13 protein-coding genes are annotated in these 14,865 nt (G+C 69.2%); 8 read left to right on the top strand and 5 right to left on the bottom strand.

What is annotated here, in order from left to right; translation table 11 throughout:
• Both GRC12_RS00500 and GRC12_RS00495 read right to left on the bottom strand, forming a co-directional pair.
• A partial coding sequence (locus GRC12_RS00500) for a hypothetical protein (protein WP_208776585.1) occupies positions 1-188 on the bottom strand: 188 nt, incomplete at its 3' end.
• A 41-nt stretch (positions 189-229) separates the two neighbouring features.
• Positions 230-1,276: a LacI family DNA-binding transcriptional regulator gene (locus GRC12_RS00495; RefSeq protein WP_208776584.1), complete on the bottom strand. Its 1,047-nt coding sequence runs from the start codon at positions 1,274-1,276 to the stop codon at positions 230-232.
• 246 nt (positions 1,277-1,522) lie between these two features.
• Here GRC12_RS00495 and GRC12_RS00490 point away from each other — a divergent pair, with 246 nt between their 5' ends.
• From GRC12_RS00490 to GRC12_RS00460, 7 genes are all read left to right on the top strand, one after another.
• Entirely contained in the window at positions 1,523-2,857 is a 1,335-nt protein-coding gene (locus GRC12_RS00490) for an ABC transporter substrate-binding protein (RefSeq protein ID WP_208776583.1), read from the top strand.
• Positions 2,857-3,762 (top strand): carbohydrate ABC transporter permease, encoded by a 906-nt coding sequence (locus GRC12_RS00485; protein ID WP_208776582.1) that lies wholly within the window; start codon positions 2,857-2,859, stop codon positions 3,760-3,762. The genes GRC12_RS00490 and GRC12_RS00485 overlap by 1 nt, the downstream gene beginning before the upstream one ends.
• Before the next feature lie 2 nt (positions 3,763-3,764).
• Positions 3,765-4,661 carry a carbohydrate ABC transporter permease gene (locus GRC12_RS00480; protein ID WP_208776581.1) on the top strand — a complete coding sequence of 299 codons (897 nt, stop codon included), beginning with the start codon at positions 3,765-3,767 and terminating at the stop codon, positions 4,659-4,661.
• Positions 4,662-4,689: 28 nt separating this feature from the next.
• Positions 4,690-6,582 (top strand): hypothetical protein, encoded by a 1,893-nt coding sequence (locus GRC12_RS00475; RefSeq protein WP_208776580.1) that lies wholly within the window; start codon positions 4,690-4,692, stop codon positions 6,580-6,582.
• Positions 6,583-6,648: 66 nt separating this feature from the next.
• Complete coding sequence (locus tag GRC12_RS00470; protein ID WP_208776579.1) at positions 6,649-8,766, top strand: beta-galactosidase; 2,118 nt, start codon at positions 6,649-6,651, stop codon at positions 8,764-8,766.
• A gap of 64 nt (positions 8,767-8,830) precedes the next feature.
• Entirely contained in the window at positions 8,831-10,249 is a 1,419-nt protein-coding gene (locus GRC12_RS00465) for a glycoside hydrolase family 5 protein (protein ID WP_208776578.1), read from the top strand.
• Between the two features lie 14 nt (positions 10,250-10,263).
• A complete protein-coding gene (locus GRC12_RS00460; RefSeq protein WP_208776577.1) occupies positions 10,264-12,078 on the top strand; it encodes a family 43 glycosylhydrolase in 1,815 nt (604 codons plus the stop codon).
• Here the strand turns inward: GRC12_RS00460 and GRC12_RS00455 are convergent.
• The 3 genes from GRC12_RS00455 to GRC12_RS00445 are packed head-to-tail and all read right to left on the bottom strand — an operon-like array spanning position 12,071 to position 13,660.
• The gene (locus tag GRC12_RS00455) at positions 12,071-12,754 is read right to left on the bottom strand and encodes a cytochrome b/b6 domain-containing protein (protein WP_244371827.1); all 684 of its coding nucleotides are present in this window, start codon (positions 12,752-12,754) and stop codon (positions 12,071-12,073) included. The two genes, GRC12_RS00460 and GRC12_RS00455, sit on opposite strands and share 8 nt — an antisense overlap.
• Positions 12,738-13,460: a molybdopterin-dependent oxidoreductase gene (locus GRC12_RS00450; RefSeq protein WP_244371826.1), complete on the bottom strand. Its 723-nt coding sequence runs from the start codon at positions 13,458-13,460 to the stop codon at positions 12,738-12,740. The genes GRC12_RS00455 and GRC12_RS00450 overlap by 17 nt, the downstream gene beginning before the upstream one ends.
• Positions 13,457-13,660 carry a hypothetical protein gene (locus GRC12_RS00445; RefSeq protein WP_208776575.1) on the bottom strand — a complete coding sequence of 68 codons (204 nt, stop codon included), beginning with the start codon at positions 13,658-13,660 and terminating at the stop codon, positions 13,457-13,459. The genes GRC12_RS00450 and GRC12_RS00445 overlap by 4 nt, the downstream gene beginning before the upstream one ends.
• A gap of 183 nt (positions 13,661-13,843) precedes the next feature.
• Here GRC12_RS00445 and GRC12_RS00440 point away from each other — a divergent pair, with 183 nt between their 5' ends.
• A complete protein-coding gene (locus GRC12_RS00440) occupies positions 13,844-14,788 on the top strand; it encodes an AraC family transcriptional regulator (protein WP_208776574.1) in 945 nt (314 codons plus the stop codon).
• Positions 14,789-14,865: the final 77 nt, after the last annotated feature.

Below are 14,865 nucleotides of genomic sequence, written 5' to 3'. Positions count from 1 at the left end.
ACGTACAGGTGGTCGTGGGCGGGGGTCGTCAGCGGCGGCCGGTCCTCGACGTGGATCTCGAGTTCGTGCGCGGCGTGGGCCGGTATCCCGGTGGGGGGCTTCCACGACAGGCGGGGGCTGCTGCCGGAGACGGGGAATTGGTCGCCGCCGAAGTCGATGGCGAGGTCGTACGGAGCAGGCGTGGCCATCGGTGCCGTCGCCTCCCTTTCCGTGGGGGTGGCCGGTCGGTTCAGGGCGTGGCGTCGCTCGGGGCCGACAGTGCCCGGGTCGACTCACGGACCACCAGGCGGGTGGCGAGTTCGACGTGATGGGAGTCGATGTCCTCGGCGGCGGCCAGGCGCAGGGCGGTGCGCAGGGCCACGGTTCCCATTTCCGGGACGGGACCGTGGATGGTGGTCAGCGGGGGTGAGATCACCTGGGCCAGCGGGGTGTTGTCGAAGCCGACGACGCTGATGTCGTCGGGGACGCGCAGACCACGCACCCGGGCGGCTTCGATGACCCCGGCGGCCAGTTCGTCGGAGGCGGCGAACACCGCGGTGGGCGTCGGCTCCACGGCCAGCAGCCGTGCACCGTGCTCGACCCCCTCGGCGGCGTGGAACGTACCGGCGTGGCGGACGAGTTCGCCCAGGACGGGCACGCCGGCCGCCTCCATCGCGCTGCGGAAACCGTGCAGCCGGGCCTGGTTGGACCAGGCGTGCTCGGTGCCGCCGAGAAAGGCGATGCGACGGTGGCCGAGGGAGAGCAGATGCGCGGCGGCCGCGTTGCCGCCGGCGAAGTTGGTCGCGCCGACGCTGACGATCGAGCCGTCGGGCAGCGACTCCGGGTCGAGCAGCACCACCGGCAGCCGGACCCGGTTGAGGGCTTCGAGGACCGGGCCGGAGAGGGTGTTCGCCGTCACCGTGATGACCGCGCGCCGGCCGGCGGCGACCAGGCCACGGGCCCAGGCGGCGGGGTCGGCCGCCGGGTCGTGCTCGCCGCGCCTGCTGACCACCACGGCGACGCCCTCACGGGCCCCGGCGTCGACCACGCTCTGGATGAGCTCGGTGTGGTAGATGCTCAGCCGCTCGAAGCCGAAGAACAGCTCCACGGTGGGGTGGGCGCGCAGGTCGTCACGGTTGCCGCCGTAGTTGTACTGACGCATCAGGTCCAGCACCAGGTCACGGGTCTGCTGCGCCACGTCCGGGCGCCCGTTGATGACCTTGGACACGGTGGCCACCGAGACACCGGCGTACTCGGCGATCTGCGCCAGTGTGACGCGGCTGGAAGCGGATGCCATGACTCCCCCTTTGACGAGCGTGCCGGTCAGACTACTTCCTCACGCGCAGCACCGTAGCACCGAAACTTTTTTCGGTCACCTATCGGTCCGGTCGCCGACCTCCTCCTGCCGAAACAAGTCGTGTTCAAAGGGTTGACGAGGATCACGGCCGTATCTAGCGTGCACCGTCAGTAAATCGGACGGAAAACTCTTTCGATCAATTACGCCGTGAAGTTTCGGCGCCCTGAACCATGGAGGAGGCTCGCGATGAGGCGAGACCACACCGCGCAGACGGCTTCGCCGGCCGCCGCCCCGTTCCTGTCCCGCCGCGGTTTCCTCGGCGCAGTCGGCGGCGGACTGGCCGCCACCACGCTGGCCGCCTGCGGCTCGGGCGGGAGCAGCTCGTCCGGCGGCGGCTCCGAGGTGGTCTTCATGAACCAGTCCCGGGGCCAGGCCGCGACACTGAAGGCGCTGGCCAAGCAGTACACCCAGCAGACCGGCGTCAAGATCAGGATCGACGACGTCGGCCCGACCGACTTCCTGACCAAGCTCCAGTCGAGCTCGCAGTCCCGCGACATGCCGGACATGTACTCGGTGGTGGACGGCCACTCCATGGCCCCCTACTACAAGGCCGGCTGGGCCATGGACCTCACCGACCAGATGAAGGGCGGCTGGGGCGACACCTTCCGGCCCGCCACGCTGAAGACCACGACGTTCGGGGCGGACAACCCGCAGCATGTGAAGCCGGGCATCTACAGCGCCCACTGGGAGACCCCGGCCCTCGGCATCTTCGTCAACGCCGCGATGTACAAGGCGGCAGGGCTCGATCCGGACCAGGCGCCCGCCTCCATGAGCGAGTTCATCGACCAGCTGCGGAAGATCAAGAAGTCCGGGAAGGGCCCGTTCTGGTTCGCGACGAGCCTGTCCAACCAGGTGATCCAGTCCTACGCGTCCAACTACATGTCCGACGAGGAGCTGAACGCCACCTTCGTGGGCAAGAACAGCTGGAAGAGCACGGGCTGGCGCAAGACCTTGCAGCTCATCGCCGACCTGCGGGACGCCGGCGTGATCGCCACCGGCTCGCTGCCCAGCGGCACCACCGACAACCCCACCGTGGAGAAGGCCTTCTTCAACACCCAGGGCGTCGCGGCCATCTTCGACGGCACCTCGGCCGTCGGCGTGGCGCGTGCGACGGCCCCGGACTTCACCGACTTCCGTTCCTTCCCCCTGCCCAAGGCCGATGACGGCACCCAGGCCCCGCGTCTGGTCGGCGGCGCCGCCAAGGGCGCGGCCGTCAACCCCCGCAGCAAGAAGGCGGCCGAGGCGCTGAAGTTCCTCAAGTGGCTGACCGCCGCCAAGCAGCAGCAGGTCTGGGCCAAGGGGGTTCCGCTGATCCCCTCCGCGCGCGCCGTGTCGGACAAGGACGTCCCCGAGCAGCTGGCGGGCATCGCCGCGAAGATCTCCGACGTCCAGCTCGTCCAGAACCAGATCCTGGAGCAGGTCAACACCGCCCTGCAGAAGGGCACTCAGGCGCTCATCCTCAAGGAGCGCACGGTCGATCAGGTCCTCGGCGACCTCGACGCGGCGCAGAAGAGCGCGTAATGCGGCGCCGCAGTCGCGTTCTGGCGGCCTGGCTCTTCCTCGCGCCGGCGCTGGCCGTGATCGCCCTGTTCACGGTGGTCCCGTTCGTACAGGGCATCCAGCTGAGTTTCCAGTCCTGGGACGGGGTGAGCCTGGACACGCCCTACGTCGGGCTCGACAACTACCGGTACGTGTTGCACGACACCCAGTTCTGGGGCTCGATGAAGAACGCCGTCCTCTACGGCGTGGTCGGCCTGGTCGTCGCCAACGCGGTGTCGATGGTCATGGCCCTGGCCGTGCACCGGGCCCGCCGCGGATCGGCGTTCTTCCGCACCGTCTACTACCTGCCCGGGGTGTTCTCCACCGTCGTGGTGGGTGTGATGTTCTCCTGGTTCCTCGACCCGAACATCGGGGTGGTCAACCAGACGCTGAAGGCCGTCGGCCTCGACGGTCTTCAGCACAACTGGCTGGGCGACCCCACGACCGCCGTGATCGCGGTGGCCGCCGTGTTCGTCTGGTACCACTGGGGATTCGGCTTCATCCTCTTCCTCGCCGGCCGGCAGGACGTCCCCAAGGAGCTGTACGAGGCCTCGTCCCTGGACGGAGCCCGGGGATGGGCCCAGTTCCGTTATGTCACCTGGCCCGGCATGTCCCACGTCACCGGCATCGTCAGCGTGCTGACCCTGCTCAGCGGTCTGCAGATCTTCGGCACGGTCCAGGTGCTGACCAACGGCGGCCCCGCAGGCCACACCGAGGTCCCCACCCTGCACATCTACCAACAGGCCTTCCAGTACAGCGAGTACGGCCGCGCGGCCGCGATGTCCGTCATCTTCGGGCTGTGCCTGATCGCCCTGGCCTGCCTCCAGCTGTGGGTCTCCCGCAGGCTCGGCGGCAGCACCGACTCCCGGACGGAGAAGGGACGTTGACCGTGAACACGCTTCTCGACCCGGCACAGGAGTCCAGTACCTCGTCGGTGTCGCAGCCGGTCCCCGGCCCACGACGCCATGCCGGCCGGCTGCCGCGTATGGCCCTGTACGCCCTGCTGGTCGCGGGCGCCCTCGAGGCTCTGGTGCCGGTGCTGTGGGTGCTGAGCGGATCCCTGCAGAGCGCCAAGCAGCTGTACAAGGGGACCAACCCGATCCCCCACCCCTTCGAATGGGGCAACTTCGCCACCGCCTGGAACGAGGGCGGGTTCAGCCAGTACCTGCCCAACAGCCTCCTCTACACGGCGGCCGCGGTCCTCGGGATCCTGGTCATCGCGAGCCTGGCCGGGTACGCCCTCGCGCGCATCGAGTTCCCCGGCCGGGGAGCTGTCGTGGCCGCCCTTCTCGTCATCATGATCATCCCGATGCCGGCCTCGTTCATCGCCCAGTACAAGCTGCTGATCACCCTCGGGCTCGCCAACACCCGGATCGGCTACATCCTCGTGCTCATCGCCGGCGGGCTGCCCATCTCCATCCTGATCATGCGCGGCTTCTTCGCCAGCCAGCCCAGGGAGCTGGAGGAGGCGGCCGCGATCGACGGTGCCTCCCTGCTCGGCACGTTCTGGCGGATCATCCTCCCGCTGGCCAAGCCGGGCCTTGTCGCGGTGGCCGTCATCCAGGCCATGGGGGTCTGGAACGAGTACCTCATGGGCCTGGTGCTGTTCAACGACAGCTCACTGATGCCGGTGCAGCGAGGGCTCACCAACTTCGTCTCCGCGGACTCCCCGCAACAGCAGATCCTGCTCGCCGCCTCACTCATCGCGGTGCTGCCGATCGTCGTCTTCTACGCCGTCGCACAGCGGCACATCATCAGCGGGCTGTCGGCGGGAGCACTCAAGTGACCAGGCAACGACCAGAGAGGAAGCTGCAATGATCACACGAGTTCGTCGCAAGCGTGCCACCCTCGCCAGAGTCGCCACGGCGGCGCTGGTGCTCGCCGCCACCCTCTCCAGCACCCAGGTCCAGGCCGCCGACGCGTCGCCCGCCGACGCATCGCCCGCCACCGGTCGACCGCAGGCCGTCATCAAGGAACTGCCCGTGCCGCCGACCGTCCCGGCGGACGGGGTGTGCACCCACCCCACGGGCTGTGTCTCGGCCGACTGGGGCGGCATCGGAACCCCCGGCCCCGCCAGGGACCCGAAGTACGTGTTCCTGGGCATCACCTACGCCGGAGCACCGCAGTCGGGCCCCGCGAGCATCTACACCGGCAATCAGGTACTCGCGGTCCGCACCGACGGCACCACGTTCCCCAACGGCGAGGCATGGAAGTGCATCACCTGCGGAGTGTCGTACGGACCCGACATCGACACCAGCCAGCTCACCTACCCGCCCGCGAACGAACTGCCCGACCACAGACGTGTCCTGGTGAGCAACGGCATCCTCGAATGCGGCCCGGACGGAGCCGCCTACACGGTCACCGACCCGCGCTGCACCCCCGCCAACACCCGTATCACGCCCATCTACTGGAACGGCAAGCCGCTGTTCGCCCGCGACGCCTCCGGCATCGACAACGGCCGTGAATGGCGCCTGAGCCCCGACGGGGTCCACCTGGTCTGGGACGTCCTCGACTTCAGGGCCCTCACGGAGATCGCGTACGTCGGCCGGCTCGCCTACGACCGGCACGACCGGCGCTACGAACTGACCAAGGTCTCGGTCCTGGCGAACCCCTCACCCGCCTATCAGCCGCTGACCGTCGAGGACGGCAACCGACTGCGGCTCAACCAGGCCGGCATGATCGGCGAACCGCGCGGCTTCACCAGCGACGGACGGGCGGTGCTCGGCATCCAGAGCCTCCGTTCCGACAGCATGGACGCCTGGGCCACCGACCTGGCCACGGGCCACTCCCGGCCGCTGACTCGGCAGGCCCACTACACGGACCCCATGGCGATGTCCCCCGACGGCAGGTGGCTGCTCGCCGAGGAGGTGAGGGGTTCCGGACGCCTCGACTTCATCGCCGGGATGCCCGGAGTGCCCCCGCTCACCGCCCAGTTGTCCACCGCGCCGTACGTCTCAGGGATCCGCAACAACGGCAACCGCCGGTACTTCTCCCCCTGGCTCGTCGACCCCAAAACCGGTGACGGCTTCCAGATCAACGCCGGATCCGACCCGAACTGGAACGCCGCCGCCGACCCGGCCTGGCTCGCCGACAGCACCGCCGTCGTCTACACCGAGAACCTGGCCTGCGGCGCGAATCCGACACCGCACCGCTGCGCGGACTCGACGGAACCAGGAGGCCGCAACAGCCGGCTGATGATCGCCCGCTTCCCCGGCCTCAAGCCCAGCAAGCCGGTGTCTCCCGCTCCGGTCTCCGACGACACCTGGGGCGTGCCGTACACGCCGGGCCAGAACCCGCCGAAGACCTCACCGGTGCCGACCGGGACGTACACCCTGCGCGGCCAGGACCGCGGTTCGGCCACCGTACGGATCACCAACGACAGCGCCGGTGACCAGACCCTCAGCATCGCCGTCGCCTACGACAACTACAGCGACGACGGCACGAACGTCATCAACGGCACCGAAAAGGTGGAGCGCGTCTCCAACACCGCGCTCGGCTGCACCCCGGGTACCGCCTCGGCCCTCGCCTGCGTGACCTGGACCGAGGACCTGACGCTGACCGGCCGGCACACCGGCACCAAGCGCACCGGCCCCGGCGGCTTCACGCTCGGCCCGTCTGTGATGCTCAGCAACGACTTCCAGGCCGTCGGCACGCTCACCACCACCCTCGACGGGACCACGTACACCCAGCCGGCCAACGGCAGCTGATCCGGGGGCGGCGGAACCTCCCCTCCGCCGCCCCTCTTCCCACTCTGCCTCCAGGAGGCCCCCTTCATGGCGGACCTGCCCGCTCACGTCCTCTTCGGCGCCGCGTACTACCACGAGTACCGGCCCTCCTACGGCACCGACCGGGCCGACGAACAACTCAAGGCCGATCTCGACCTCATGGCCGAGGCCCGCTTCACCGTCATCCGGGTCGGCGAGTCCGTGTGGTCGACATGGGAGCCGGAGAACGACGTCTTCGACCTCGACTGGCTCCAACCGGTCCTCGACGGCGCCCACGAACGCGGGATCTCCGTCATCCTGGGCACCCCCACGTACGCGATCCCGCCCTGGCTGGCCCGCCAGTACCCCGAGATCGCGGGCGAACGGCGCACCGGCGAACGCATCCCCTGGGGCGCACGCCAGGAGGTCGACTACACCCACCCCGCCTTCCTCTTCCACGCCGAGCGGGTCGTCCGCCGCATCCTCGCCCGCTACGCCCGGCACCCGGCGGTGATCGGCTTCCAGGTCGACAACGAGCCCGGCCTGGAGCTCTTCCACAACCACGGTGTCTTCCAGCGCTTCACCGACCACCTCCGGCACCGGTACGGCGACGTGGAGACCCTCAACCGCGAGTGGGGCCTGGTCTACTGGTCGCACCGGCTGAGCACCTGGGCCGACCTGTGGCTCCCGGACGGCAACACCCAGCCGCAGTACGACGTCGCCTGGCGGGAGTTCCAGGCCCGCCAGACCACCGAGTTCGTCGCCTGGCAGGCGGGAATCGTCCGCGAGTTCGCGGCCCCCGGGCAGTTCGTGACGACCTGCGTCTCCTACCCCCGCCCGGGAGTCGAGGACCACGAGCTGAACGAGACCCTCGACATCGCCGCGGGCAATCCCTACTACGGCATGCAGGACGCGCTGTCGTACGGCGAACGCGCCTGGTCCGTCTCCCAGATCGGGGACTGGATGTACGCCTCCCGCCAAGCGCCGTTCCTGGTCACCGAGACCAACGCCGGCACCATCGGACCGCCCTGGGACAACCGCCCCGCCTACGACGGCCAGTGGCGTCAGGCCGCCTGGCAACTGGTGGCACGCGGTGCGCGGATGATCGAGTACTGGCACTGGCACACGCTGCACTTCGGGACCGAGACGTATGTGGGCGGAATCCTGCCGCACAGTGGCGGACCGGGCCGCGTCTACGACGAACTGGCCCGCCTGGGCACCGAGTTCGAGACCGCGGGCGCCCTGGTCGCCGGACTGGAGCCGGACGCGGACCTCACCCTGGTCTACTCGACGCCGAGCAAGTGGCTGATGCAGAAGTACCCGCCGCTGGCCGACCCCGACGGCGGCCCCGATGCCAATGCCTACCACGGGATCTTCGACCCCTTCTACCGCGGCGCCTTCGCATCGGGCCGCCAGGTCCGTATCGTGCACGCCCGCCAGCTGCACGACCCCAGCGGCGAACGCCCCGGCCCGAGCCCCGAGGAGGCGGCACGCCGCCATCCCGTCCTCGTCGTCCCGGCGCTGTACCTGGCCACCGACTCCACCCTGGACTGGCTCGCCGCCTACGCGCACGCCGGCGGACACCTCGTGCTCGGGCCGCGCACCGGTTACGCCGACCACGAGGCCAGAGCCCGGCACGAACCGGCTCCGGGCCGGCTCGTCGAGGCCGCCGGGGCAAGCTACGAGGAGTTCAGCAACCTGACGGCCGACATCCCGCTGCGCGCGACGCCCGGCAGCCCGCTGCACCTGCCCGAACAGGCCACGGCCACGCGCTGGGTCGAGGGCCTGACCACCCGGGACGCGCAGGTCCTGGCCGCATACGACCACCCGCACTTCGGCCGCTGGGCCGCGGTCACCACACGCCCGCACGGCGCGGGCCGGGTCACCTGCGTCGGCACTGTTCCGGGCGACGATCTCGCCCGTGCGCTGGCCACCTGGCTCGCGCCGACCCCGCGCAGCGGCTGGCACGACCTCCCGCCGTCGGTCACCGCCGCCACGGGCATCTCCCCCAACGGGCGCCGGGTCCACGTCGTCCACAACTGGGACTGGGACCCCGTACACGTGACCGCGCCGACGACGCTGACAGACGTGTTGGACGGCACCGTCGTACCCGCCGGCGCCCACCTGCGTCTGGGGCCCTGGGACGTACGCGTCTTCGTGGCCGTCGACAAGCCGGCCGGCACCTGAGGCGTACCAACGCCATCCCTCATCACCGCCCCACCCGTCACCCCTCACGAAGGAACCGTCTGCCTTGGCCACGACGCCGCCCTCCGCCCCCTCTCGATCCGCCACTCCCCCGAACCCGCTGCTCAAGGTCTCCGGCACCCGGCTGGAGACATACGACGGCACGCCCGTCAGGCTCCGGGGCGCCGGCCTCGGCGGCTGGATGAACATGGAGAACTTCATCACCGGCTTCCCGGGCAACGAGGCCGCGATGCGCTCCGCGGTACGGGAGGTGCTCGGCGAGCGCCGCTACGACCTGTTCTTCGACCGGTTCCTGACGGCCTTCTTCGACGAGGCCGACGCCGCGCTGCTCGCCGCCAAGGGCCTCAACTGCCTGCGCCTGCCGGTCAACTACCGCCACCTCGAGGACGACGCCCGCCCGTTCCAGATCCGCGAGGGGGGCTTCACCCAGCTCGACCGGGTGGTGGATCTATGCGCGCGCTACGGCATCTACACCATCATCGACCTGCACTCCCTGCCCGGCGGCCAGAACCACCAGTGGCACTCCGACAACCCGACGCACCTGCCGTTCTTCTGGGACCACCCGCACTTCCAGGACCGAGTGGTGCGCCTGTGGGAGGTCATCGCCGACCGTTACAAGGACCATCCGTGGGTGGCGGGCTACAACCCGGTCAACGAGCCCGCCGACGACTCGGGACAGGTGCTGCCCGCCTTCTACGACCGCCTCGCCGCGGCGATCCGCGCGGTCGACCCTCACCACATCCTCTTCCTCGACGGCAACCACTACTCCACCGACTTCGACGTCTTCGACGACCCGATCGACAACGCCGTCTACACCTGCCACGACTACGCACGCGCGGGGTTCGCCCGCAGCGGCGGATACCCCGGTGAGACGGACGGCACCTGGATCGACAAGGAACAGGTCGAGGAAGCCTTCCTGCGCCGCACCGCCTACATGCGCAAGACCAACACCCCTGTCTGGGTGGGCGAGTTCGGACCCGTCTACACCGGCGACCCGGCACGCGACGAACAGTGCGCCCAACTCCTCGCCGACCAGCTGGACATCTACCGGCGGCACGAGGCGAGCTGGACCATCTGGACGTACAAGGACGTCGGCCTGCAAGGGCTCGTCCACACCGCGCCGCACAGCGCCTACCAACGGCACTTCAGCGGATTCATGGCGAAGAAGCACCGCCTGGGCGCGGAGGCGTGGAGCTCCCCCGAGGGCGCGATCCGCGAACTGGCCAAGCCGCTCGAGCGATTCATCGCCGACGAGTTCCCGGGCTTCACCGGCCGGCCGTTCAGCACCCGCCAGTGGATGGACGTCCTCCTGCGGCACATCCTGCTGGGCCAGCCTCTGGTCCAGGAATACGCCGGGCTCTTCCGCGGACTCGGGGACGACGACGTCATCGCCCTGGCCGACTCCTTCGCGCTTCAGGAGTGCGTACGGCGCGACTGGCTGCTGGACGCCCTCGCCGGCGGATGACGTACGACCAGCCCGTGCCGTCCGCAGGGCTGAACCCGCCGCCCGCCGTCACCGACCCCGGAGACCGAACGATGCACTCCTCCCAGCGTGTCATCTGCAATCCCCTCGACCTCGCCTACCGCTACCAGGACATACGCGCCTCCGGCAGCCGGTCCGTCCACCGGGAGGCGGCGGATCCGTCCGTCGTGCTGTACCGAGGCCGCTTCTACATGTTCGTGTCGATGTCGGCGGGGTTCTGGCACTCCGCGGATCTGCTGCGGTGGGAGTACCGCGCGACATCCAAGCTGCCCGCCCTGGACTACGCACCGGATGTCCGGGAGGTCGACGGAGCCCTGTACATCAGCGCGTCCAGGAAAAGGGACAACTGCCCCTTCTTTCGCAGCGTGGATCCGTTGGCTGACGACTTCGTCGAGGTCACGCCGGGCACCTTCCCCTTCTGGGACCCGAACCTCTTCCAGGACGACGACGGCGCCGTCTACCTCTACTGGGGCTGCGACAACGACACGCCCCTCTATGGAGCGCGCCTCTCGGACACCTTCGAGCGGATCGGTGAACCGGTGCCGTTGATCCGGGCCGATGTCCCCCATCACGGTTGGGAACAGGTCGGCGAGGACCATGTCACCACACCGACGCGACCCGACCAGGAGCAACTCCTCGCCAGACTCGAAGGCAAGCCCTACATCGAGGGCGCTTGGATGACCAAGCACCAGGACACCTACTATCTGCAGTACGCGGCGCCCGCCACGCAACTCAACACCTACGCCGACGGCTACTACACGGCCCCGTCCCCGCTGGGCCCGTTCGAGTACTCGCTCGACAGCCCGTTCTCGTCGAAACCCGGCGGCTTCATCACTGGGGCGGGCCACGGAAGCACCTTCCAGGACCGTCACGGAAACTGGTGGCACGCGTCGACCATGCGCATCTCGGTGAACGACGACTTCGAGCGGCGCGTCGGGATCTTCCCGGCAGGGTTCGACCAGGACGGCGTCCTCTTCTGCAACCAGAACTTCGCCGACTATCCCTTCGTCGTCCCGGACGGGCCGTTCGACCCATGGACGCCCCCGCCCTGGATGCTGCTCTCCTACAAGGCGCAGGCCACCGCCTCGTCCGCCGCCCCCGGCCACGCCCCGGCATCCGCTGTCGACGAGGACATCCGCACCTGGTGGGCAGCCGGGAGCCGCGAACCCGGCGCATCCCTCACCATCGACCTCGGCGTGACCAAGACGGTGCACGCCGTGCAGGTCAACCTGGCGGATCACGAACTGGGAGCCGTCGCCCCGCCCGTCCCCGAAGGAGCGGACTGGAACACTCACATCTGGCGCGGCATCTTTCCCCGTCATCAGCCCGCGGAGACCCTGGTGGAGGTCTCGCAGGACGGGCGGCGATGGACCGTCCTGCGAGACAACCGGGAAACGGACGTCGATGCCCCGCACGCGTTCATCGTGCTCGACGCACCCCTGCGCGCCCGCTACATCCGGGTCACCGGCGGCCGCATGCCGTTCGACGGCGTCTTCGCGGTCAGCGGAGTACGCGTCTTCGGCACGGGTGACGACGCACCTCCGCGCCCGGTCCGCGCTCGGGCCCACCGTGTCGACGGCCGCACCGCCAGGATCGAATGGGACGCCACCAGCGGGGCCACCGGCTACAACGTCCGTTACGGCCGCCATCCCGAGAAGCTCTACCACAGCTGGCTGGGGTACGAGCGGACCTCGCTCGACCTGCGCTCGCTCAATGCGGACGCGGAGTACTGGGTGGCGGTGGACGCGTTCGGCGAAGGCGGCATCGCCTCCGGTGAGCCGGTGCGAGTGAAACGGCCGGACGTCAGCTGAGCGCGTCGGTCTCGCTCTCGGCGGATGAACGGACTGGGGCAGAGGCCGTCACCGCCTGCTGGTCGGCCGACTGGTCTCTCTCCCACAGCGGGTGGTGGCGCCTGGCCCATGAGCGTGGAACGAAGCCGGTCCGCAACCCGCTGCGTGCCTCGGGATAACGGGACGCCATCCAGATGTGTCCGCCGACCAGGGCACCGATGAGCAGGGCCAGCCAGTCATGGACGAAGGTCGCTCCCGTGCGCAGGAACAACGGCGTCAGACGCGGAAACCACATGATGAGGCCGGTACCGATCATCACCAACGCGGCTCCGGAGATCACGGCCGCGTACAGCTTCTGACCCGCGTTGAACTTCCCCGATGGGTGCGAGCGCCCGCGCAGCGTCGCCCGTATCCAGCCCCGGTCGTGCGGGCCGAACCGGTTGAGGCGGACGAGGTCGGCGCGGAAGGCTTGAGAGACCAGCCCGGCCAGCAGCGGGACGGGCATGGTGACGCCCGCCCACTCGTGCACGGTCACCAACAGGCTTCGCCGGCCGACCAGCTCTGCCAGTGCGGGCAGGTAGAGGAAGGCGGCGGTGACCAGGGCGGTGCCCATCAGCGCGGCCGTGGTGCGGTGTATCCAGCGTTCGGCGGCGGTGAAGCGCCGTATCAGCTCGGGCGGTTCAGCCGGTTGAGTCATCGTCGCGTCCGTTCGACTTCCCGACCCACGCGTCGATGTCATAGCCGCGCGGCTCCCAGTAGCCGGGTATGACGCGGTCGGTGACCGTGATCTCGGAGAGCCACTTCGCCGACTTGTAGAAGTACATCGGCGCTGCGTACAGCCGCACGGGACCGCCGTGCGCGGCGGTGACCGGCTTGTCCCGCATCTCGTAGGCGACGAGCATGTCGGGGCGTCCTGCCTGGTCCAGGGTGAGGCTTTCGGTGTACACACCGTCGAAGCAGGTGAAGTGCACCGCCTTGGCACCCTGTTTCACCCCGGCCGTCTCCAGCAGGTGCGACAGCCGGACCCCGGCGAAAGGCGTCTGCGGGACCCGCCAGCCGGTGACGCACTGGACGTCCCGGACCAGACGGGTGCGCGGCATGGCTTTCAACTGCTCCAGTGTGTACGTCGCCGGACGGTCCACGAGGCCGTTCACAGTGAGTCGGTAGTCGGCGGGAGAGCGGTGCGGGATGCTGTCGGCGACGGAGTAGAAGCGGAATCCCCCGCCGCCCGGCAGCAGTCCGGTCAGACCTGTGGGGTCCTTGCTGCTCACGGTGGCGAGCAGGCCGTCCGTCGCGTCCTGCAGCCGCGCGCCGACGGGAACCGCGACGGCGCCGAGTCCGAGGATGCCGAGGATGACCCGTCGCCCAACCGGCCTGCCCTCGCCGTCCGCGTTCTCGGTCAAGCCCTCTCTCCCGCCCGCAGCTTCCTGACTCCGCCGACGAGCAGGATCGCGCCGATGACGGCCACGAACAGCCCGATCACCAGCCACTGGGCCTGCCCCGACATACCGCTGCCCCCGATCACGTCCGAGCCCTGCAGGCTCCACACCACCCCGGAGAGCAGCAGCAGGGCTCCGACGACCAGCCGAATCCAGATCTTCATTCCGTGCTCCCAAGAAGGTCGAGGCTCTGCGTGCCTCTTCGAGGTTCAGCTCCGTGGCCTCGGAAATCGAGGACGTTGATCATCTACTCCGAGGTCACGGTACGCCGAGAGGGGGGAACCGCCTATAAGTGCAACTCTCAACTTCATACGCCAAACTCTCTCAGGTGCCCATAGGCTGCCTCCATGGATGTGCTCAGCGACGTGATCACGGCCATGCGCATCGGCCGCGCGCGTTCTCTGCGCGTCGAGCACCACGGCCCGTTCGCCGGACGCCTGCCCACCACCGTCCCCGGAGCGGGATTCCACGTCGTACTCCAGGGGACATGCTGGCTGGTCCCGCGGCACGGCGCGCCGGTCCCGCTCGAGTCCGGAGATGTGGCCTTCCTGCGTCACGGATCCGAATTCGGGATCGCCGACCATCCCTCCACACCCATGGCCGACGCACCCGTACCCACGCTGGTAGGCGCTTCCATCAAGCACGAACACACCCGCACCGCTCTGGCGGGTAACTCGCGGCACGCCGAGGCGACGCCCACCGTCATGCTCTGCGGCGCGTATCTGCTGGACGAGTCCCGGCCCCACCCGCTGCTCCAGGAGCTTCCGGAACTCATCCACCTTCCCGCGCGCCAAGGGCACCGACCGGAGTTGCGTTCAGCCATCGAACTGCTCAACAGCGAGCTGAAACAACCCCGCGAGGGCTCCGACGCCGTCGTGCGCGCACTGCTGGACATGCTTCTGCTCTACATCTTGCGCACCTGGCACGACGCGGAGTCGAACCACCACAAAGCCGCCGGCTGGGCCGCGGCACTGCGCGACCCCGCCACGGCGTCCGCGCTGCAGGCCATCCACGCCGATCCGTCCCGGCAGTGGACCGTCGGGGAACTGGCCGCTCACGCCGGAGTGTCACGGGCCGCCCTCGCCCGGCGATTCACCACGCTGCTCGGCCGGCCGCCGTTGAGCTATCTGACCTGGTGGCGGATGACCATCGCCGCCAGGCTGCTCCGTGAGTCCGACGCCCCGCTCGCCACCGTGGCCAGCAGCGTCGGCTACACCTCGGAGTTCGCGTTCGCCAACGCCTTCAAGAGAGCACACGGTACGGCCCCGGGCCGGTATCGACGTCAGCCCTGATCCGGCCTGGGCGGCCCTGACCTCCGACTGGCCCGGTGCGGCAAAACGGGATTTTGCTACAAGTTCCGAAATTTCGC

Source organism: Streptomyces griseorubiginosus (genome assembly GCF_017614965.1).
Lineage (GTDB): Bacteria > Actinomycetota > Actinomycetes > Streptomycetales > Streptomycetaceae > Streptomyces > Streptomyces griseorubiginosus_B.
This window is presented reverse-complemented; position numbering and strand designations above follow the sequence as displayed.